The organism is Enterobacter sp. 198 (assembly GCF_009025585.1).
GTDB classification, from domain to species: domain Bacteria; phylum Pseudomonadota; class Gammaproteobacteria; order Enterobacterales; family Enterobacteriaceae; genus Enterobacter; species Enterobacter ludwigii.
The window spans coordinates 327,215-349,436 of sequence record NZ_WCIM01000019.1 but is presented as its reverse complement, the minus strand read 5'-3'; the positions used below and the strand labels follow the sequence as shown (position 1 = coordinate 349,436).

18 protein-coding genes are annotated in these 22,222 nt (G+C 54.0%); 3 read left to right on the top strand and 15 right to left on the bottom strand.

The window, feature by feature from the left end:
* Nucleotides 1-12 precede the first annotated feature (12 nt).
* From F8561_RS11710 to F8561_RS11700, 3 genes are all read left to right on the top strand, one after another.
* Nucleotides 13-1,503: a UbiD family decarboxylase gene (locus tag F8561_RS11710; protein ID WP_032680977.1), complete on the top strand. Its 1,491-nt coding sequence runs from the start codon at nt 13-15 to the stop codon at nt 1,501-1,503.
* A 153-nt stretch (nt 1,504-1,656) separates the two neighbouring features.
* The gene (locus tag F8561_RS11705; protein ID WP_014170105.1) at nt 1,657-1,944 is read left to right on the top strand and encodes a VF530 family DNA-binding protein; all 288 of its coding nucleotides are present in this window, start codon (nt 1,657-1,659) and stop codon (nt 1,942-1,944) included.
* Nucleotides 1,945-1,951: 7 nt separating this feature from the next.
* Entirely contained in the window at nt 1,952-3,244 is a 1,293-nt protein-coding gene (locus tag F8561_RS11700) for a glycoside hydrolase family 10 protein (protein WP_014170106.1), read from the top strand.
* A gap of 47 nt (nt 3,245-3,291) precedes the next feature.
* Here F8561_RS11700 and dsbG read toward each other — a convergent pair whose 3' ends face one another.
* The 15 genes from dsbG to F8561_RS11625 form a co-directional block, all read right to left on the bottom strand.
* Nucleotides 3,292-4,050 (bottom strand): thiol:disulfide interchange protein DsbG, encoded by a 759-nt coding sequence (dsbG, locus tag F8561_RS11695; RefSeq protein ID WP_151887481.1) that lies wholly within the window; start codon nt 4,048-4,050, stop codon nt 3,292-3,294.
* Between the two features lie 42 nt (nt 4,051-4,092).
* The gene (locus tag F8561_RS11690) at nt 4,093-4,704 is read right to left on the bottom strand and encodes a DsbA family protein (RefSeq protein ID WP_020884110.1); all 612 of its coding nucleotides are present in this window, start codon (nt 4,702-4,704) and stop codon (nt 4,093-4,095) included.
* Between the two features lie 7 nt (nt 4,705-4,711).
* Nucleotides 4,712-6,745 (bottom strand): protein-disulfide reductase DsbD family protein, encoded by a 2,034-nt coding sequence (locus F8561_RS11685; RefSeq protein ID WP_151887480.1) that lies wholly within the window; start codon nt 6,743-6,745, stop codon nt 4,712-4,714.
* Nucleotides 6,746-6,792: 47 nt separating this feature from the next.
* Complete coding sequence (locus tag F8561_RS11680; protein ID WP_040017533.1) at nt 6,793-7,164, bottom strand: hypothetical protein; 372 nt, start codon at nt 7,162-7,164, stop codon at nt 6,793-6,795.
* A gap of 87 nt (nt 7,165-7,251) precedes the next feature.
* Complete coding sequence (locus F8561_RS11675) at nt 7,252-7,809, bottom strand: RNA polymerase sigma factor (RefSeq protein ID WP_080271902.1); 558 nt, start codon at nt 7,807-7,809, stop codon at nt 7,252-7,254.
* A gap of 5 nt (nt 7,810-7,814) precedes the next feature.
* Entirely contained in the window at nt 7,815-8,234 is a 420-nt protein-coding gene (locus tag F8561_RS11670) for a hypothetical protein (protein ID WP_151887479.1), read from the bottom strand.
* Between the two features lie 579 nt (nt 8,235-8,813).
* On the bottom strand, nt 8,814-10,493 hold the full coding sequence (locus F8561_RS11665) for an AIPR family protein (RefSeq protein ID WP_068794646.1): 1,680 nt from the start codon (nt 10,491-10,493) through the stop codon (nt 8,814-8,816).
* A 635-nt stretch (nt 10,494-11,128) separates the two neighbouring features.
* Nucleotides 11,129-12,679 carry a methyl-accepting chemotaxis protein gene (locus F8561_RS11660; RefSeq protein ID WP_151887478.1) on the bottom strand — a complete coding sequence of 517 codons (1,551 nt, stop codon included), beginning with the start codon at nt 12,677-12,679 and terminating at the stop codon, nt 11,129-11,131.
* A 97-nt stretch (nt 12,680-12,776) separates the two neighbouring features.
* Nucleotides 12,777-13,793 carry a LacI family DNA-binding transcriptional regulator gene (locus F8561_RS11655; protein WP_014170151.1) on the bottom strand — a complete coding sequence of 339 codons (1,017 nt, stop codon included), beginning with the start codon at nt 13,791-13,793 and terminating at the stop codon, nt 12,777-12,779.
* 28 nt (nt 13,794-13,821) lie between these two features.
* Nucleotides 13,822-15,228, bottom strand: a complete 1,407-nt coding sequence (locus F8561_RS11650) for a sucrose-6-phosphate hydrolase (RefSeq protein ID WP_151887477.1) — start codon at nt 15,226-15,228, stop codon at nt 13,822-13,824.
* Entirely contained in the window at nt 15,228-16,598 is a 1,371-nt protein-coding gene (locus F8561_RS11645; RefSeq protein ID WP_014170153.1) for a sucrose-specific PTS transporter subunit IIBC, read from the bottom strand. The genes F8561_RS11650 and F8561_RS11645 overlap by 1 nt, the downstream gene beginning before the upstream one ends.
* Nucleotides 16,599-16,665: 67 nt before the next feature.
* Nucleotides 16,666-18,183, bottom strand: a complete 1,518-nt coding sequence (locus F8561_RS11640; protein WP_014170154.1) for a carbohydrate porin — start codon at nt 18,181-18,183, stop codon at nt 16,666-16,668.
* 173 nt (nt 18,184-18,356) lie between these two features.
* Nucleotides 18,357-19,262 (bottom strand): aminoimidazole riboside kinase, encoded by a 906-nt coding sequence (locus F8561_RS11635; protein WP_151887476.1) that lies wholly within the window; start codon nt 19,260-19,262, stop codon nt 18,357-18,359.
* Between the two features lie 89 nt (nt 19,263-19,351).
* A complete protein-coding gene (locus tag F8561_RS11630) occupies nt 19,352-20,563 on the bottom strand; it encodes a diguanylate phosphodiesterase (protein WP_192938259.1) in 1,212 nt (403 codons plus the stop codon).
* Nucleotides 20,564-20,656: 93 nt separating this feature from the next.
* Complete coding sequence (locus tag F8561_RS11625; RefSeq protein WP_151887474.1) at nt 20,657-22,138, bottom strand: alpha/beta hydrolase; 1,482 nt, start codon at nt 22,136-22,138, stop codon at nt 20,657-20,659.
* Between the last annotated feature and the right edge of the window lie 84 nt (nt 22,139-22,222).

The following is a 22,222-nucleotide window of genomic DNA, read 5'->3' as shown; positions in this document are numbered from 1 at the left end:
CGGGAGGAAAAAATGGAAAGCCCAGTCAACGATCTCAGAAGTGCCATCGCGTTACTGCAACGCCATGAAGGACAGTATATTGAAACGGATCATCCGGTCGATCCCAACGCAGAGCTGGCGGGTGTTTATCGACATATTGGTGCGGGCGGCACGGTGAAACGCCCTACCCGAACGGGCCCGGCCATGATGTTCAATAACGTTAAAGGCTATCCGGATTCGCGTATCCTGGTGGGCATGCACGCCAGCCGGGAAAGAGCGGCACTCCTTCTGGGATGTGAACCCTCGACGCTCGCGCAGCACGTCGGTCAGGCCGTGAAAAACCCGATCGCGCCGGTTGTCGTTCCGGCATCGCAGGCCCCTTGCCAGGAGCAGGTATTCTACGCTGACGATCCTGATTTTGATCTGCGTAAACTGCTTCCGGCCCCGACAAATACGCCGATTGATGCTGGCCCGTTCTTCTGTCTGGGGCTGGTACTGGCAAGCGATCCGGAAGACAGTTCGCTGACTGACGTCACGATTCACCGTCTCTGCGTTCAGGAGCGCGATGAGCTTTCCATGTTCCTGGCCGCGGGGCGCCACATTGAGGTCTTTCGTAAAAAGGCTGAAGCAGCCGGAAAACCGCTGCCGGTGACGATCAACATGGGGCTCGACCCGGCGATTTATATCGGCGCCTGCTTTGAAGCGCCCACGACGCCGTTTGGTTATAACGAACTGGGCGTTGCCGGGGCGCTGCGTCAGAAACCGGTCGAACTGGTGCAGGGCGTGGCGGTAAAAGAGAAAGCGATCGCGCGGGCTGAAATCATTATCGAAGGCGAACTGCTGCCAGGGGTGCGCGTTAGAGAAGATCAGCACACCAACAGTGGCCATGCGATGCCGGAATTTCCGGGCTACTGCGGCGAGGCAAACCCTTCTTTGCCCGTCATCAAAGTGAAAGCCGTCACCCTGCGTCACCAGGCAATCCTGCAAACGCTGGTGGGGCCAGGTGAAGAGCACACCACGCTCGCAGGCCTGCCAACGGAGGCCAGCATCCGCAATGCCGTTGAAGAGGCCATTCCGGGCTTCCTGCAAAATGTCTATGCGCATACCGCGGGCGGCGGTAAGTTCCTCGGCATTCTGCAGGTGAAAAAACGCCAGCCATCCGATGAAGGACGTCAGGGACAGGCGGCGCTTATCGCACTCGCGACCTATTCCGAGCTGAAAAACATCATTCTTGTCGACGAAGACGTGGATATTTTCGACAGCGACGACATCCTGTGGGCGATGACTACCCGCATGCAGGGAGATGTCAGCATCACCACTATTCCAGGGATCCGCGGCCACCAACTCGATCCGTCGCAGTCGCCGGATTACAGCACGTCGATTCGCGGAAATGGCATTTCCTGTAAGACCATCTTCGACTGCACGGTACCGTGGGCGCTGAAGGACCGCTTCGAACGCGCGCCGTTTATGGAGGTTGACCCACGTCCGTGGGCACCAGATTTGTTTGGCACAAAACACGACTAGCGCGTTCGCGATACAGAAGAGCGTATGGCTTTCGGGTCATACGCTCTTCTGTTTTTCATCGCAGGCAAAAAGGGAAATTGCCGCTTCCCCTGCTTTCTTGTACCCTTTCGTCGTTAACCCCAACCCCACAAGAACTGAGACATCCGGACGCTTATGACTGCACACCTTTCTAAAGACCCTTTACATGGCGTAACGCTGGAGATGCAGGTCAATGCCCTGGTTGCACGATATGGCTGGAGTGAGTTGGGCGATCGAATCAAAATTAACTGTTTCAGAAAAGACCCAAGCGTTAAATCGAGCCTGAAATTTCTGCGCCGCACGCCCTGGGCTCGCGCAGAAGTTGAAGCCCTGTATCTTGATTCCCTGAATGATGAGGGGATCGCAGAACCGGACGAACCCGCCTTTAACCCCTGGGCTAACAGTCGGATAACCAAGAGCTAAAACGCAAATGACGCGACATGTAAAACGGATTGGTGCGCTGACTGCCTGCGCACTTTTACTTGTTAGTTGCTCCTCAAAACCACCAAAATCACTGGTAACGCCTCTCCCGACCGCGAGTAAACCGACCCAGCAGGCTAACGAGCCGATGCGTGGGATCTGGCTGGCAACCGTCTCACGCCTGGACTGGCCCCCGGTGGCCTCAGTGAATGGCCGCGATGCGCAAGACCGCATCGCGATGCAAAAACAGGCCCTGACGAACAAGCTCGACAAGCTTAAGCACCTCGGTATCAATACCGTGTTTTTCCAGGTCAAACCGGACAGCACGGCGCTCTGGTCGTCTAAAATTCTGCCGTGGTCAGATATGCTCACCGGCAATATCGGCGAGTACCCGGGCTACGATCCGCTGCAGTTTATGCTCGATGAAGCGCACAAACGCGGCATGAAAGTCCATGCCTGGTTCAACCCTTACCGCGTTTCAACCAATACCAAACCGTCGACCATTGCCGCGCTGAACCGCACGTCGTCATTGCACCCTTCCAGCGTTTATGTCCAGCATCCGGAATGGATTCGTATTGCCGGCGATCGTTTTGTACTCGACCCCGGCATTCCGCAAGTGCGCGACTGGATAACGCAGGTGGTCACCGAAGTGGTTGCGCACTATCCCATTGATGGCGTGCAGTTTGACGACTATTTCTATACCGAATCACCGGGATCCGCGCTCAATGACGCGCAGACTTTCAGACAATACGGTCAGGGATTTGCCTCTAAAGCAGACTGGCGCCGCCACAATACGCAGCAGCTGATTGTGCAGGTTTCCCGGGCTATTAAGCAGACGAAACCTGGCGTGGAGTTTGGTGTCAGCCCGGCTGGCGTATGGCGTAACCGCTCATTCGACCCGGCAGGCTCAGACACGCGCGGTGCCGCAGCCTACGATGAATCCTACGCCGACACGCGTCAGTGGGTGCAGCAGGGTCTGCTGGACTATATCGCGCCACAAATTTACTGGCCTTTCTCCCGGGATGCGGCGCGCTATGACGTGCTGACGAAATGGTGGGCAGAGGTGGTGAAACCGACGCATACCCGCCTGTATATCGGCATTGCGTTCTACAAGGTAGGTGAACCGTCGAAAAATGAGCCGGACTGGACGGTTCAGGGCGGCGTGCCGGAGCTGAAAAAACAGCTCGATCTCAACGATTCTCTGCCCAACGTGAATGGCACGATCCTGTTCCGCGAAGATTATCTTAACCAGCCGCAGACGCAGGAAGCCGTCAGCTACCTGCGCGGACGCTGGGGTAGCTGACCTGTCTACATCAGGCAGAAACACCCTGTTTCTGCCTGTTTTTTTTACTACGGCTTCGGCCCAAACATCGCCTCAAGCTGCTTCTCATCCGGCATGCCGACCACCTGCTGAAGCTCATTATCGGCATTCAGATAATAAATGGCGGGCGTGGCATTCGCGCCCAGGTTGTCCATTAACGTCTGGTGTTTTTGCAGTATGTCGACGGTTTCACGGGACGCAGTGCCCTGCGGTTTTGGCAATTTTTTCCCGCCAGAAAGCTCGTAATCACGCCATGCCGAAACGGGATCTTTCGCATTCAGGATAGCGGAGGCATTACGCCCACTGTTGGGGTTGAGAAACGCTACCAGCAGCGTATTAAGCTGCACCTTGCCCGCCTTCACCCACGGCTGCGCCTCGGACCAGAATTGCTTACAGTACGGGCAGAACGGATCGGCGAAGACGAAGACTTTGCGCGGAGCGTTATCCGCCCCCTCTTTCAGGGGATGCGCCGCGTTCAGTTGCTTCCACATTTCGCGTCCCATCGGGGCGTAGATCTCTTTCTGGAAATAGCCTTCACTCAAGTTTTTTCCTTTTTCATCGTACAGATAGCCAGAAATTACGTGCTTGCCGTCAGGGGTTAAAAACAGCGTAACGCCCATATCCTGATACTGCCCCAGCCAGGCCGGCGCGCCCCCTGGCGCATCAATTTTCTTAATGATTTTGATATTCTGCTGCTCGCTGAAGAGCTTCACCACATCCGGTATCGCTTCAGCGGCCTGCACTAGCCCTGACGTTGCCAGCACCGACAGTAACAGTAATTTTTTCATTTTCCGCTCCGGGATCATTGGGGGCGAACCGCCCCCTTCACGTTAACGATTTTTCAGTGCGTCACTGACCATTTCATCGAACTGTTCAAAAGGAACCCAGCCCGGGAGTAACCCTTCGCCAATCAGCGTGGCCGGTGTTCCCTGGATACCCATCTTTTCGGCGATGATCAGGCTGCGTTTGATCGTCACCAGGCTCTCATCATCAGGCGTTGTGACGTTCACCCCGGCCCGTTTTTGCGCCTCCTGAATACTGGCGTCATCGTGATATCCCTTTTTAGCCATCAGGGTATGGTTAAATTTCATAAATTGCTCAGGATGCGCGCGCCAGACGGTTAAGGCATCGCGTGCTGAGGTCAGTGAACTTTCCGACCGGAAAGGCAAGAACTTAAATACCACCGCCACATCCGGGTGTTTTTCGACGATCTTTTCCAGGTAAGGATCGAATTTCTTGCAGTACGGGCAGTTGTAATCCGTAAAGACCACCAGGGTGAGCTTCGGATCCTTAGCGCCAATGCGCGGCGAGTCCGGGTCGTTAAACAGAAAGTCATAAACCATCTTCTGTGCACGTTGCTCCTGTTCCGGCGTCATGGTCTGCGCCGCCATCACCTGCGCTGAGGTCAACAGTAGCAGAAGCGTAATAAGGATTCTTTTCATAATACATTTAGCCTTTAGCGTTGTTCAGGGTGGCAATAAGCGTGTCTTTATCCAGCAGCGGCGAAAGCATCTCCCCCTCAGGGAAGCCCGGGCCGTACACCTCGTTAAACGGGATGGCGTAACGGTTTCGCTTTTCAAGGAATTCGGCGATAAACGCTGAAGGCTTGCTCCAGTCGCCACGCAGCGCCACCACGTCCGGCTGGCTAAGCGCGGCAATAACGTCAGGCTGGTTCAACACCCGATGCTCGTTTACCTTGCAGGTAACACACCAGTCCGCGGAGATATCCACGAAGACCCGTTTGCCCTGCGCAAGGGCACCCTGAATAGCGTCTTCACTTAGCGGTTGCCACGGGATTGCTTGAGCGACGCTTGCGGTGTTTGTTACAGGCGGTGAGGTAAGCAACCCGCGCAGCTGGTACCCGCCAAAGGCTGACAGCGCGATCACCACGCACCAGAACAGCGGCGAGGTTTTCTGCCCGGTCATCGCAAGCAGTGCGATAGCGACGACGATAAGCACTAACATCACGCTCTGGCTCACCGCCTCACCCAGATGCGGGCTAAGCAACGTCACCAGCCACAGGCTAGAAGCCAGCATCATCAGGCCAAGAATAATCTTCAGGCCGTTCATCCAGCGACCAGGTTTTGGCAGCAGCATGGCGGTTTTTGGAACCAGCGCAACGAACAACCAAGGCAAACTCATCCCCACGCCGAGCATCAGGAAGATAAGCCACAGGGAATGCAGCGGTGCGCCAAGGGCAAAGGCCACCGCCGTGCCGAGGAACGGCGCAGAACATGGTGTGGCCAGCAGCGTGGCAAACATCCCTTCGCAGAAACTGCCGGCAAGCCCCGTTCCCCCTGCCGTTGCCAGCCGTCCTGCGGCGGCAGAAGGCAGCAGCATCTCAAACGCCCCGAACAGATTGAGTGCAAAGAGGAAGGTCACCGCGACCATCAGGCCAATAAACCACGGATTCTGGAACTGAATACCCCAGCCCAGCGAGGCACCGGTCAGCTTAAGCGCGGTTACCATTGCGGCCAGCAGCATAAAGGAGACCAGGATCCCGGCACTGGTTGCCAGAAAACGGAGCCTGATCATCCGCTTGTCTGAGCCCGCATGGAGCACGCTGTTGAGCTTCATGCCCATCACCGGCAGCACGCAAGGCATCAGGTTCAGGATCAACCCGCCCAGTAGCGCAAAGAGAACCATTTTGCCGGTTCCCTCAGACACGCCCGCCGCTGACGGTTCCGCGGGCGTTGCCCCGACGGTCATCACGGTTTGCTGCGCTTTATCGCCATTGGTGAGCACAAACGACAGCGCTTTTCCCTGCAGCGAAGTGGGTTTATCTCCCCACTCATCGGTCACGGGCACCGTTACCCGAAGCTGATTGCCGTCGGCTTTGAGGGTCGGTTCACCGGGAAGAATGTCGCCTTCCAGCGGGTCAAAATAGATCCCTGGCTTGTCCCATTGCCCTTGTGTGGTTCCCGTAATGATCAGCTTGTCGTCTGATAACCAGGCTGACAGGTCTGCGGACACGCCAGATGTCGCGGGAATGGCCTGCATCGCGCGTTCAAACGCGTGGCTGAATCCCTCATCCACCGGCTGGTTAAAATCAAGATGCAGCTTATAGTCCGTCAGCAGACAGACATTACTGCACGTGGAAAGGGTAAGCGTCCCGTCGAGCGCATCCCCCGCCGCACCGTCGAGGGTGATGGGGATGATGACCTTACCGTGATAGCCCTGGGTGGTCATCCCGGAGATATCAAAGCGCGAAGGCACCGGCCAGTGCCAGTCATCCGTTACGCCAGCCGGCCAGGTGATTTTCGGGGCTACGCCGCCCTCGCCGGGTGAACGCCAGTAGGTTTTCCAGCCTGGCTGCAGCTCAACGGTGAGCAGCGCGAGGATGCGGTTTTGCTCCCTTTCCGCCTGAACGCGGATCCGGGCATGATCGTTTTGCGGGGAAACCAGCCAGCCTGTATCCGCCGCATGGACAATGCCGATGCAGGACAGCCACAGGAAGACGAATCCCCTGAAGAGGTTAAACATGTTTTACTCCGTGAATAGTGAAAATTATCGTGTGGTGACGATGCTTTTCATTCACGAAAAACGCAGTTTTTGAGGTGTATTCGGGGAGGCGGTGCCTGAACGGGCTGTTCTCTCGGAACGCATGCCCGCCCTTGCGTAAACAACTGAAGTAGCGCGAAGAAGATGATAATCGCCGGTAGCGCACCATCAAAGAACAGCGGCTGAGCACAAAGCAGCGAGTGTGCGCCTAACTGACACGGCGATGGCCCGGACGGCTCAGCGTCGCTGGTTTGAGCCGGGGCATCAGCAATCAGGGTCGTTTGCGGATCCAGTCCCTGCAAAAAATGGTTGAGATAAACCGCACGCTGCACCAGGCAAATAGCCATCGCCAGACACGTGATTATCAAAAGCCATTTTCCCAGAAGCTGACGGTTGCGCATAACGTTCCAAATTTACCAGACGCCCCGATCATAAACGATAGTGATGAATCTACAAGTCCTGACAATGTAAGGTTTTGTCTGTCGGCGTTAGTCACCGGTCAGCGCATCATAGACGTCCCGCAGTCGCGTGCGCAGGAAAAGCACCGCCTTGTGCTTACGCGATAACAGCGCCTGCTCACTGGCCCCGGTTTCCTCTGCCAGCATTTTAATGCTGTAGCCCTGGAGCTCCGTTTTTTCAAAAACCTCGCGCTGAAGCAGCGGAAGTTCAGACAGCGCCTGGCCCAGTTCTTCCCACAGCAGCGTTTTGAGGTACTCCTCCTCCGGCGTATGCGGGACACCGAACAGGGTTTCCGCCAGTTCATCTTCGGGGAAGTCCTCATCATCCCCGGTAAAATATCCTGAAAGAGAGACCTCACGTTTTTTCCGCGCCCGGTCGGTCATCTCATTACGTGCCGCGCGAAACAGCCAGGCGGCGACGTTTTCGACCGGCTGCTCCACTTTCATCAGCTGATAGGTGACTTCCTGCAAAATATCGTCGGCATCATCGCGCACGGACGTTCGTCCGCGGATAAAGGCTTTCAGCCGGGCGCGGCAGGCATTAAGCGCCGACATTAGCAATGACTCTCCCGCCAGCCCGGTTTTCATCTCGCTCACTCTGCTTCCGGCGTTTTCGGCGTGCTGTCGTCGCGTTTATCTTCGCGATGACCGTGCCAGCCGCAATGCCCGCGACCATGGCGACCAAAGCCTTCGCGACGCTGGTGAATAAACGCCTCACGCTGTTCGGGGGTCATGTTCATCCAGCGTTCGTGCATACGACGGTGCGCGCCGAACATCCCCGGGCGGAAGCCCAGCCCACCGAACAGGATCCGGCTTAATACCAGAATCCCCAACGCCTGCCAGAAACCGATGGCTTTCACGCCAAGAATAGCCGGGAGTAAGGCATTCCACAGGGTCATGACCACCAGTCCCAGTACAAGGACGATTACCGCGCCTATCACCAGCCCTTTACCCATACGGTGGCGGCCAAACCCGCGTCCGTGCCCTCTTCCGTGCATATCGAAATCTCTCATGGTGTTTACCTCATTTACAGTGATTGAGTATGGCTTGTGATGAGGTAGACGGATGAGGCAGGGAAATATTGCTGGGGAGAATATAAAATTTTTTGTGCTTACGGATTTTAACGCATATCGCTCACGACGGGTGGGCGCTATGCGTCGCCTCCCGACATATCATCTCGTACGAAACATTCGTTTAACTAATGCGGTGGCGATAACGGCCAGGATGATTGACAACAACGTGAGGAAGAGGAGTGAGGATAATAGCGGGTTTAGCATGCCGCCTAAACGGGGGAAGTGCTGATACGTCCCAGTTGCTCAGACGTGCAAACACGCAGAACGATCTCAGGGATAATGAGTAAAAAATGATGACAGTGAGTACATAAATCAGAGCCTCTTGCGCTTTCCCATTTTTGTTCTTGCTCTTTATTAATCATGATCAATGATAATAAGGTAATGATATTTTTTTGATGCGATGGCGCTACCATTGCAAGTGAGGTGATAAAGCGATCGACCGGTTCCGTGGTAACGAACATCCAACTCTAAAACCCCTCTCAGGGCTTTAGAATGTGGAGATAAGGATTCGTTGATAAATCACTTAATTAATTTAATAATGTTTTCAACAAAAACAATACCCTTTGCAACATTATCATCACCGCCAAGTCGAGCATATTCACCCCAGACAACTTGAAACACTTCGTCAAATAATTCCTTAGTTATTTCCTTCAACTCAAAGCCACTTACAAACCCAGGCATATTCCTTTTCCCCACTTCAGCCCCCGCCACTTTCAGGACAACCGCCATAGAAATATGATATATTACGTTATTGAAATCGCGTTTACTCTCAAATTCATATTCTTTCAATAGCTCAGAACATTTTTTCAAGATCAGATAAGAGTTCAAATAAAGAGATAACTGATGTTTTTTATTGAAAATTTGTTCATATCTAGCATTATCACTAATAAGTGTAGAAGGTCTGGCGCGAGCATTATTCGGTTCTAATAGTACCACTGTCATAACGCATTGAGACAGATATGGAATAGATACAATTCGTGAGGCAGGCTTACCTTCATTCTTATAAAAATTCTTGCGTCTATCATAAAAATAACCATTTGCCTTGAAAAAATCTTCTATATCGCGATGAATAACATCAGCACTTCTAAGTGATGCTGGGGGAATGCTAGTTTGACTATTCGTCGCTCTGATTATTTTGTCTCGAGACTCTGGGTTGCTTTCGCAAATTACCCTAACCAAAACATTTCTTGTTTCAGCAACTTCTTCACCCACATTAGCAAAATGATTATATATTTCATGTGAAGTTTGAAGGCCATTAACTACCTGAGGGTTTTCTATAGTAAGAGTTTTTCCAGATAAAACTGCCTTTGAAGTAATAACAGTGACTCCGTTATTTAAAAACCAGAAGTCTTCTTTGCCATTATTTAATGTGTCTTGAATTGCAACATTGACTACTACATCTCCGTTGTGGTCTCTTACATTGGATTCAAAGATACTTCTCGAGATTGAATCATTATCAGAAATAAACTCATGGTATTTTTTTAAATTAACTAAGCAAAGATAACTTCCGTTAACTGTAGCAATAGGTGATTCAGCTAATTCCATCATCCTTGACGTACTTTTAACCTTACGGTTCAATTCGACTAGTTTGCTAGCTCCAACGAAGTCGAGAGAGAATTTTGAACCGGTAAACATTCTTGAAATGGTGTCTTTTAAAGGAATGCCTTTATCACGAACATTCGAGTGCACTTCCTCACCAAGAGTTGAATAATAGTAAGAAAATGTCAGATCCGGAAATCCTTTCATTAAATCACTATATACATTCCGAAAGATGGAAACTTTATCACGAAGGTCTTTATTGTACCTCCGGGTGATTTCATCAGTTGTAATATCCGTAGAGATATTAAATAGATCACGTGCCACTTCGTTAAATTTTACAACCGCATCTTCATTAAAACTTTTAGAGGTCTTTGACTGTATGATAACAAGTTCAATATTATTATGCTTCCCTCCCTTAGAGTAGTCTGTATCTTCCTTTATGAGCTCACCGTTAAGGAAAGTGTAAATGGAATCAATCCCACCATCTCCTCCATCTCCAACCACACTATATTCTATATCTGAGTAAGTAACATCGTAATCTTTTAAGATTTGAGCGGCAGTATAAACTTCAAAATACTCTGGATAATTAATATTTTGCTCCGCGGCCTCCTCTCGAATTATTTTCTCCATAATTGTTTGAGAATTTGTCAACTCAGCCATGCCAACTCCTAATAAAGTGTTGTTTTAATTGTCATATAAACCATACCACCAATCATTACAATTGATAAGCTGCGCAACAGTTTATGGTCAAGGAATGCTACTAGCAGATATACTTCCCAGCCATTCCCATGTCAAGTCCACCTACCAATTTTGTCACTTTTTTATAAAAGGAATTTATCAAAGTTTGAAGCCACTCAAAACGATTTAAGGAATCTTAACTTCAGCTCGAAAGTTTATAATTGCAACCATAAACAAATGCTTTTTAAAGTAACTCTTGCGCTAAGACCTCATCACCATTAATGAGTTCAAGTAAATGGCCTTCATGTACCTCAGCCCGCTGACTCATCAGCTAGCCGTTTTACACTTTGATGAGTATGAACTTGATGTGCTACAGGCTTATTGCTGATATCAATATTTTCCGTGCCGTTCAAGTCCATCTGGAAATCTGTGTAGTAAATGCACCGTGAATTTTTGCTATCAAATCACGAAATTGAAGTATGCAGAATGATCATCATAATGCTTAACACTTTTTATGCCTTTTGACTGCTAGTTGTAAAACGTGAAGCCTTGTCTGGCACGGCTTTCCAGCTACGCCAGAAATTAAAAAGGCTCCCTCAGGAGCCTCTCATTATCAATCAAGCCTGCACCGGCAAACTAAAGCTCGAAATACTCCTTGAGAGCTGCTGCGCCTGCTCTTCCAGGGAAGCGGCGGCTGCGGCGGATTGCTGAACCAGCGCGGCGTTCTGCTGGGTCACGCCATCCATCTCTGTCACCGCCTGTCCGACCTGGCTGATCCCACGGCTCTGCTCTTCAGAAGCCACGGAGATCTGCTCCATCAACGTATTCACTTTATTCACGGAACTGATAATTGAATCAATGACCTCGCCTGAGCGGTTCACCAGCTCTGCGCCGTTTTTGACACTGGAAACCGACTGGGCAATCAGGCTTTCAATGTCTTTCGCGGCAACCGCGCTTTTCTGTGCAAGGGTGCGCACTTCACTGGCCACCACGGCGAAGCCGCGTCCCTGTGTACCGGCGCGTGCTGCTTCAACCGCGGCGTTCAGCGCCAGAATGTTGGTCTGGAAAGCAATGCTGTTGATGACGCTGGTGATGTCCTCGATGCGCTTAGAGTTCGCCGCGATGGTATTCATCGTTTCGATCACTTCGCGGGTCACGGCCTCACCGGTGTGCGCATTGTTCACCGCGTCCTGCACCAGTTTTCCTGCCTGGTGAACGTTATCGGTGTTATTCGCCACGGTCGCGCTCAGCTCTTCCATGCTGGCCGCCGTCTGGGTTAACGCGGAGGCCTGCTGCTCGGTGCGTGAAGCCAGATCGATATTCCCGGAAGCAATTTCCTGCGCGGCGTGGGTGACGGTATGGCTCGCGTCACGCACCTGAGCGATAGTCGACAGAAGCGCCTGGCGCATCTGCTCCATTGAGCCCATCAGGTGATCGATTTCATTGCCGGAGGTGCCTTTTACCGGCACTGGAATGTCCAGTTTACCGGCGGCAATCTGGCTGCAGTGTTCGCGTGCCAGGTTGACCGGTGCGAAAACAAAGCGCTTCATCAGCAGGCTGACGGCAACAATCACGATTACAAACAACAAAGCAATCGCCGCAATGATCGCCAGACCGGAGATGAAATTACTGCTCGCATCCTCGTTCAGGGTTTTGGCATATTTCTGGTGAACGGCAAGCACCTGGTCGAGAACGATTTCATACTGACGGTCGAGGCGGGACACCTCCGGGATAAGCGCATTAAACTTCGCGACATCGTGCGCAGCAGCGGCGTCAATCAACGGTGCCAGCCCCTGGTTACGGTAGTTTTGCCAGGCATCCTGATACGCGCTCACCAGCGGCGCTTCATCCGACAGGCGCGGAGACGCCATAAACGCCGCAAAGGCATGATCCGCTTTTGTGAGGGCCTCTTTAACCGCGGAAAGTTTCGCTGACTCGTCAGCCGAGTTCCCCGCTTCCACCATCTTCACGTACTCCATCACCCTGACGCGCAAGGTACGGCTGTGGTTGATGGGGTCAATGATCGACAGCACTACCTGGATTTCTTTGTTCACATTATCCAGGGAATTATTACTTTTAATGATGAGGCCAACGCTGGTAATGGTGCTGACGACAAAGAAGAAAAGCAGAGCAAAAAGGACAATCAGGGATGATTTTTTTAACGACATGGACCGATACCTCAAGAATAAACATTCCCTATCGTTATCGGCCGATCCAAAACTTAAATTAATTAAAGTTATTAACGTTTCCCTTCAGCAGCCAGAGCTATGCTTTCGCTTTATAGCGCCGCTGCAGGGTGGCATCCAGTTTTCGCTGTAACGGTTGTGGCGTTTCGCCGTCGATCAGTTTGCCAATCAGATCAAAGCAGTGCCACGCCAGTTGGCGGTTATCCTGGCGAATGGTATCAACCGGAATGGTGAGCGAGTCGTAAAGGTAGTGATCGTCAAAGCTGGCTAACCGGATATCACTTTGCATCAGGTTGTGCTGCCCCATATAGCGCAATACCCCTTCCAGCAGACCACAGGCGGCAGTGAACAAGGCTTTTGGCGGGCGTCCCAGGCGGGCGCACAGCTCGGCGAACATCTCGTAGCCGGAGCTCGGGTGATAGTTGCCGTGAATGATCCACTCCGGGCGCAGCGCCACATTGGCCTCTTGCAGCCCTTGCTTAAACCCTTCCAGACGATCGCGCGTCGGGGAAAGCCGCGGCTGCCCGCCAAGGAAGTAAATTTCATCAGGATGCTGGCGCGCAATGTCGGCCACCAGTTCCGCCGTCGGGGTAATGGAATCGGTGATCACCAGCGGCAATGTGCTGTCGTTCATATGGCGGTCAAAAAGGACGACCGGCAGCTGTTCGCTCAGCTTCTGGTAGTCGGCATCATTGAGCATACTGGAGGCCACAATCAGCCCGTCCACCTGACGCGCCACCATGTTATTAACCACCACCGTCTCCTGCCCCGGGTTTTCATCACTGCAGGAGATGAGCAGTTGAACGCCTGCCTCACGGCACAGCGTCTCCAGTTCGTGAGAAAATACCGCAAAGCCGTAGTTAGTGATCTCCGGCACCACCAGACCGATGGTGTGGCTACGGTTATCACGCAGCGAGCGCGCATGAATGCTGGGCTGGTAGTGATGCTCTTTCGCAATCGCCAGCACGCGCTCACGCGTCTCTTCCGCCACGCGAAGCTCTTTGCTGCGCCCGTTCAGTACCAGGCTGGCGGTGGCTTTTGAAACCCCCGCCAGTTCCGCGATGTCTTTAATTGTGACGCGTTTTGTTTTTCTCACAACGACTTAGATCCGGCTGCCAAAACCCTTATTCTACCATGCAGCCGCGTAGCGACCAGTAGCGTAATGTGATGTCGGACCCACCTTCGAATCGCACCCGTGCCGGATGGTCAGGAAAATAGCGGCTGCTCATCACCCCTTCGCCATGATTGATGAAAATTTCAACGCTGGAGCTATCACACAGAACGCGTAAATGATGAACGTCGCCCCGCCAGTAACGGGTCAATGTCTCCCCGTTTTTCAGGCTAGCGCGTTCCAGACGCAACCCGCTGTCCTCGACGATAAGGCGCAACGCACCGGCGAAATCCACGGCTACTGAAGATGAGGTGAGCTCAAACTCAAGGCGCGTCGCATCAAAAACCGGGGCATCGCTGGCGTTACCCTGCCAGCGACATTCTTCTTCACGCAGTGCCTGCAGTTCGCGCACCGGAATCTGCCACAGTTTGCCGTCACGGAAGTGTAATTCTCGCGGGCAGGTCATCTGATGGATCCACCCTTGCGCCCGTGTGGGCTGAAGCATCTCTTCTCCGTCCGGCACGCCCATCCAGCCGATCAGGATCCGCCGTCCGTCTTCCGCCACCGTGGTTTGGGGAGCGTAGAACTCGAAACCGGCGTCCAGCTCGTGCAACTCGCCATGTTCAAACGAAGCGCGCGTATGGTCGAACGCCCCGCTCGTCCACGTGGCCGGATAAGTATTGAGATAGCGATGCGGTTCGCGCGCCAGCCCCTGCGGGCAGCAGATCAGTACGTGTGTCCCGTCGAGGTCAAACAGGTCCGGGCACTCCCACATGTATCCCGCCTCGGTCAGGCCGTTCACGCCATGACCGGCAATCTCTCCGCAAGACGCCCAGTAGTGCAAATCGGCAGATGTGAACAGCAGCACCTTGCCGTGTTTTTGCAGATCCTGCGCCCCCAGTACCATGAACCACACCCCGTCGTGCTGCCACACTTTCGGGTCACGCACGTGCCCGGTGTAGCCTTCCGGCAGCGCAAGAACCGGACCGAGTTTTTTGAATGTACCGTCGGGCTGTTGCGTGGCAAGGCACTGCCAGGCGGTGCGGCTGCCATCATCAAATTTCACGTTGCCGGTATAACACAACGTCAGGACACCGTTGTTATCGACGGCGCTGCCGGAATAGCAGCCGTTGCGGTCATACTCCTCATCGGGCATCAGCGCCATCGGTTCGTGCTGCCAGTGCACCAGGTCTGCGGAACTCCAGTGTCCCCAGCACTTATAGCGATGGTCGCAATCCAGCGGGTTCCACTGATAGAACAGGTGGTAACGCCCGGCAAACCAGATAAACCCGTTAGGATCGTTCATCAGCCCCGTCACCGGTGCCGGATGCCATTGCGGATAATGGCTGTCGGCGTACGCACGCGGCTGGCCTTTCATGACGGCCTGCAGGATTGCAGGCCAGCGGGAAGGTAACGTCATTATTCAGAATCCGTTTTATATTTCAGCAGCAGCGAGACGGTAAACGCCACGCCGAAGGCAATCACCATGCCGATAATATAGTTGAGTAGCGAGCTTGCCTGCACGATCGCCATGCCCGGGATGGCAGTCAGCCCGACGGCGGTCATATAAACATGCACCGAGACCACCCACGCCCCGCCTGCCGCACCGCCAATCAGCGCGGCGATAAACGGTTTCACGAAACGCAGGTTGATACCAAATATTGCCGCTTCGGTAATGCCCAGCATGGCCGAAAACGCAGACGGTAACGTAATGGCTTTAATTTTCGCGTCTTTGGTTTTAAACCAGACCGCCAGACAAGCTCCCCCCTGCGCCACGTTGGCCATCGCCCAGATAGGCAGCAGGAAGTTAACGCCAATCGACGGATTCCCCAGCAACCCGGCTTCAATGGCATGGAAACTGTGGTGAATACCGGTGATAACGATAACCGAGTAAAGCCCGCCAAATAACAGCCCGGCCAGCCAGCCCGCATGGGCGATCAGGGTGCTCAGAACAAAGGAGATGCCATCCCCTAACGCACGCCCGGCCGGGCCAATGATCAGCAAGGCAATAAAGCCGGAGAGAATAACGGTGAGGAACGGCGTCAGGATCAGATCTAACGCATCCGGAATAATACGACGCAGGTTTTTCTCCACGATACTCATAAACCAGACGGCCAGCAGCACCGGGAACACCGTTCCCTGATAGCCAATCATGGCAATCTCAAGGCCGAAGAAGTTCATGGTGTGGAAGCCAGACGCCACGCCCCAGGCGTTAGTCAGCGCCGGATGCGTCAGAATGCCGCCGAGGGTCGCCCCCAGATATGGGTTACCGCCAAATTCACGCGCGGCCGTGAAGCCAATCAGGATCGGCAGAATGATAAACGCCGCTGAGCTGCACATATCCAGCATGATATAGAGTGCGTTATCGGCATTGACCCAGCCGTAGGTTTTGACCATCCCGAGCAGGCCCATCAGTAAACCGGAGGCCACAATCGCAGGAATGATCGGCACAAAGATGTTCGAGAGCAGTCGGGCAATGCGCTGGAACGGGTTCAGCTTGCGTGCCGCCATGTCGGCCGCTTCGGACTTGCTGGATTCGCTAATCCCTGCCGCCTGGATAAACGCGGCGTAGACCTTGTTAACCACCCCCGTACCAAAAATCACCTGCATCTGCCCGGCGTTGCGAAAACAGCCTTTAACGCCGTCAACCTTGCCGATGGCCTGCTGATCGGCAAGCGTGTCGTCGACCAGCACCAGTCGAAGACGCGTTGCGCAGTGCGCCGCACTGGCGATGTTCTCTTTGCCACCGAGCAGCGGAATGAGCGCGCGGGCGATATTATCAAAATCCATAGATACCTCTGCCTGACTGTATTTTTATGATGTGAAAAACGCCCCCGCACTGCGGGAGCGTAAAAGGTTAAAACCAGGTTTCCATCTGTACCCCAAAGTTCCATTCCCCGCCGGCGTTGAAACCGCTGCTGCCAAAGGCATCATCGCTGGCGTAATTATCCAGTTTGCTGCTCCAGTCCATCCAGGTGGCGAACAGACGCAACTCAGGACGGCTGAAGAAATCGCCGATCTTGCCCGCTTTTAACGTTGGGGCAAAGGTCAGCTTGTAGAAACTTCCGTTGACGGCGTTTCGGTCTTTATACCCTTCCGGATTTAAATCCATGTACTGATAGCTGCCCTCAAACGCCAGGGCGAAATTCTGCGTGACCTCTTTAATCAGGCGGGTATTGAGTGTGACCCACTCATAGCTGTCGCCTTTGACATAGCGGTCTTTACTGCTCTGGGCCAGTACAGCAGGCGCGATATGCCAGCCGCCACCAAGGGGCGTGACACCGTAACTTGCAAAGCGCCAGGTATCGGCTTCAGACAGCAATGCGCCATCGGAACCGATGCTCTTCACCTCTGCCCCCAGCCCGTGGCCGTACAGCAGCGCCGTTTTGGCTGAGCCTTCACGCAGGCCGTAGAAACTTTCATTGTGCAATCCGACCAGGGCATGAACGCCATTGTTGGCGGCGTCGGTTTTTATCAGATCGCCATTGCTGTCTTTGCGGTCGTCGTTGTCTTTTGCCCGCAGGCCGCTCACCATCAGCTGGAACGGCCCGGCGAAGTGGTTCATGCTGAGGATGTAGTTCTGAACGTTATTGTCGATTTGCTCTTCGCTGCCGAAGTTACGCCCGTAAAGAGAGAAGTTGCTGCGCAGCGATTCATTCCATTTCACGTCATACACGCCACCACCGGTACCGGCCAGGAACACCACATCGGAATCCAGCCAGTGAATATCAAAGTTATCGCGGTCGAAGCGTTTGCCGGCCCAGAAGGTACTGCCCTTCAGCGCGCCGGTAAAATCAGGCAGATTGCCCAGTTCAGCAAACGCCTGACGAATATTGAGATCGCTGGTGTCAGCGGACCAGTCGTTATAGGTTTTCTGACCATCCGCCAGCATGGCCTTGAAGCGCGTGGTCGCCCCGTTATCCAGGGTCTGTTTGTGTTCCACGTTCAGCTCAACATAGGTATCGGCTTCATTCCCCAGACGCCCGACCGCACCACCGGTTTCCCCGGCTGGCGTCAGATAAGGGCCGCTTTTACTGCTCGACGCCGCATCGTTCATCAGCAGGCCAGAACGGGCATAGCCATGAAATTCAAACCCACTGCTCTGATCGGCTTTCTTCTCCAGTGCGGCGGTACGCTGCGCCACTTGCTGGGTTGTTGTTTGCGCCTGCTGCTGGGCAGTCACCAACTGCTGCGTTTTTTGTTCTGCGTCGGTGGCGCGTTTCTCCGCAACCTGCGCGCGGGTTTCCGCAGCCTGAAGACGCTGCTCCAGAGCAGCAAGACGCGCTTCGATACTCGTCATATCCGTTTGGGCAAAAACAGAGGTACTCCCGGCCAGCATGCCTATCATCACGGCAAGTCTGCGTTTTTTATACATTTTGTCGCATCCCTAAAAGAAGTCATTGAAAGTGCTAAATTGCTAAACCGGTTTAGGTTGATGATACTAAACCTGCCAATTTTGGATCGGCAATCTTTTTTGCTAAACCGATTTAGTAAGTGTGATCGAGGCGACAATTCAGGCCGTCGACAGACGGCCCGTTGCGGGAGGAATTACAGTTGCGGGTGATAAGGCAGCGCGGTCATCGCCCCTTTAGCCGTGGTGGCTAACGCGCCGCAGCGCTGGGCTAATGCGATCACGCGTGGAAGATCGTGGCTGTCGATACTCCCAGCGGAAGCCAGTCCATAAAGCAGTCCCGCCACGAAGGCATCACCTGCGCCGGTGGTGTCCACGCATTCAACGGGGGTTGCCGGATAATGCTTCATCGTTCCGTCATGCCAGGCGATGACCCCGTCTTTGCCCTGAGTAACCAGCACCAGCCGGGCCGGACAGCGACGCATCAGCGCGGCCAGCCCTTCCGTGACCCCAAGGTCGGCGGTTAGAAAAGCCAGTTCTTCGACGGAGAGTTTGACGACGTCAGCGCATTGCAGCGCCTGTTCGAGGCAGCGGCGCAGGTCGTCCTCATCCGGCCAGAGATCCGGGCGAATATTGGGGTCGAAACTGACATAACCCCCCGCTTCCCTGACCGCGTTCATGGCCTGAAACGTTGCAGAACGGCTCGGCTCAGCACTCAGGGCAATGGAGCAGACATGCAGCCACTCTCCTGCGCTAAAGGGCGGCAGGTCGGCTGATGCCAGAAACAGATCGGCGCTCGGGCGAACCATAAAGGTGAAAGAGCGTTCGCCCTGTTCGTCAAGGTCCACGACCACGGTTGACGTGCGGTGTGCCGGGTCGAGGCGCATCCACTTTACGTCAACCTGCTCGTCGGCCAGCGTTTTATGCATAAAGCGACCGAAAGGATCGTCACCGACCCTGCCGATAAAGGCGCTTTTCCCGCCCAAACGGGCAATACCGACCGCCACGTTCGCCGGCGCGCCGCCTGGGCATTGCAGCAACCGGCCTTCTCCCTCCGGTAATAAATCCACTACCGCATCGCCAAGTACCCAGATTTTTTGCATGTGATCCTCTCAGCTAAACAATGTTAAACCGTTTTAGCTATTTAAGCACAGTCAGGACGAAGGGGAAATAATACGGAAGGAAAATTGGCTTAACGCACCAGGTGTGGCCAGCTAATATCGCCTACGCCATTCAGCGCTGGACGGGCAAACAGAAAGCCCTGAAAACGTCTGATCCCGGCAGATTCAAGCCAGCACCACTCTTCCAGCTTCTCGATGCCTTCCGCCACCAGGGTGATTTCAAGGTCGGTGCAGCAGCTGACTATCGAGCGCACAATCGCCTGTTTTGGCCCACTGAGATGGATATTGCTGACAATTTCGCGGTCAATTTTAATTTTATCCGGCTGGAATCGGGTCAGCAGTGAAAGCCCGGCGTATCCGGAACCGAAATCATCGATCGCCAGGCCAATACCTTCAGCGCGCAGGTGTTTAATGGCGCTATTGAACTTGTTGAACCCGGAAATCATCTCGTTTTCGGTCACTTCAATGACCACCTGCTCCGGCTGAAGCCCATGTTGTTTAATCTGTTCAACCAGAAACTCCACGGCGCCAGGCACTTTCACCAGCGACATCGGGAGAAGATTCACCGCGATTTTATGGCTCCCGATCCCCAGTTTGTCGGCCAGCGCAAAAGCCCAGGCCTTGGTCTGGAGATCGACTTCATAGATTTTGTCCTGATCGAGGCGGCTGAAAAAATGCTCCGGGCTTCCCCCGTCATTACCGCGGATAAGGGCTTCAAGTGAACTGATTTTCCCTTCCAGCGGTTCGACGATGGGCTGGAGGGCGAACTGGCAGGTTTGTTTGTCCAGCAGACCCAGACTCTCGCCAAACGGCGATTTCTCACGCGAGAGCGTCCATTTCTCCGGGGCAAAACGCGCCCCCGACGGGGCCGGTCGTTTGCCGGTAATAAACGTCTGAATAAATTTGAACACCCGATCATCAGATGTCAGATAACTGTCCAGTTTGCTGTAGTGCAGTACCGACTGCAGAACGTCTTTCGGCGACTGGTTCTGCAGGTCAAACAGCAGCATACCGACATTCTCAAAACGTCTGCGGGGGCCGTAATCCCGCATAAGCTCAACCACGCCGCTATGCCGCTTATCCTCACGGATCTTCTGAAACAACCTAACCACACTCTCTTCCGAGCCTTCGAGGAGTTGCAGGACATCATCTCCTTTTGAAAGAAGAACGCCGGTAATATTCAACCCGGCATTGCGCGTCCTGGCCTGTTCAACCAGCGTCTGGAGTTCGGCGGATCGGCAGGATAAATTCAACTGGCTGCGGTAAATAAGAGTAGTCAGCACAAAAACGTGTTCCGATAAGAGGTATGCGTTGGACATTACTGTTTAACATACTTCATCTGCGCGACCTAACAGATTAACCCCTTGCGGGAGAGGCTACTTTTTCTCATCCCCGATGCGTCTGTCAATCCTCTCCTGCATGTAGGCATAAAACGGGTTCGACGTCACCCGCATTAACGCGTCTTTGCCTACGCTCAGCACGGAGGTTTCCCCCCACAGCGCAATCGTGCCGAGGCTAATGCCATACCGGTTTTTCTCCGCAGGATGTCGGCCATAGAGATCGTCATCAGGCGGGAACGGCACGGCGACATGCGACAGTGAATAGACCTCCTGCGGCCAGGACATCGCTAGCGGTACCGCGGTCTCATCGGTGCCTCCCGCAGGGGTTATTTTCGCCACCGCGGCGAAACTGTCCGCGCTGGCATTGGTAATAATCGTGACACCGTAACGTCTTTTCGCCACAGGCAGTAACTCAGAGGTCGCCGCCCACGACGACGGTTTAAAGAGAGGACGGAAGCTGGCGGCCTGATTGATATCAAATACAACCAGCTCGCTGCCGTTCGCCGGAAGCAGGTCAAATAAGCCGGTGACCACGGCGCGGGTGCTGACCGTTGAATCCATCACCGACTGGAATGCGAGTACCGGTGGCAGCTGGTCCAGTCTGTGCTCCCGGGCATCCCGCCCCATTTGCTCCTGCAGGGCCTGGGTCAAGAGCCATGACTGGCGCGCCGCATTGACCGGGAAGGAGTTGTATTTATACGGGTTATATTCCGGCGAGATGTTTAACCATGCCGCTTTGGCAAACGGCGGTAACATCGCCGGCAATCCGGCCAATCCTGCAAACCGGGCGAACGCCGTGACGCCAATCATTGGCGAGAGCAGGATGAGCTGTTGCGGTTTGCGAAGCGCAGGCGTGTCCAGCGCATCAAGGGCATATTTCATCGCCAGCGCCCCACCGTTGGAGTAACCCACCAGATGCAGGGGAACATTGTCTCCCGCCAGCCGCGTGGCTTCGCGCACGGCAAGGCGCGTCGCCGCCAGCCACCTCTCCCAGTCAACGTCGGTCAGCGCGCCGGGCGCGGTGCCGTGACCGGGCAGGCGTGGAACCACCGCCACAAAACCGTGCTGCTGATAATCACGGGCAAGATGCCGAACACTGTAAGGCGAATCTGTTAGCCCGTGCAGCAACACCACCGCCCCGCGTGGCGTTCCGGCAGGCATCAGCACAAAGGAGCGGTTGGCATCGGGTGAAAATTTACCGGGCCAAACCAGGCTCTGACGGTAGTAACGGTTTAACGGCGTGCGCTCCTCACCCTGGGTTTTGCGCGTTACCGCGTTATCCAGATCGGTAAAAATGGCGTTTTCCCGGGCGACATACTGGGCAAAATTCGCCTTATCGATCTCGCGTACGGACATCTCATCTGCCCGCCAGGTATGCCAGAGATGCAGTTCCGGTCCCTGCTGCGAGAGATAAACCCGAACCGCGAGCAGGACGATCAGTACCACTCCTGCGATCATCGCCATTTTCTTTGCGAGCGCCATCAGGCGCACGCTGATACGCCAGGGCAAGTTCGCCATGCCGGGATCCCTTTCATATTTACGTTGTCTCTATCTTATCAAAAATGTGAAGACGCTGACGTATTCACGAAATTCATACCTCCC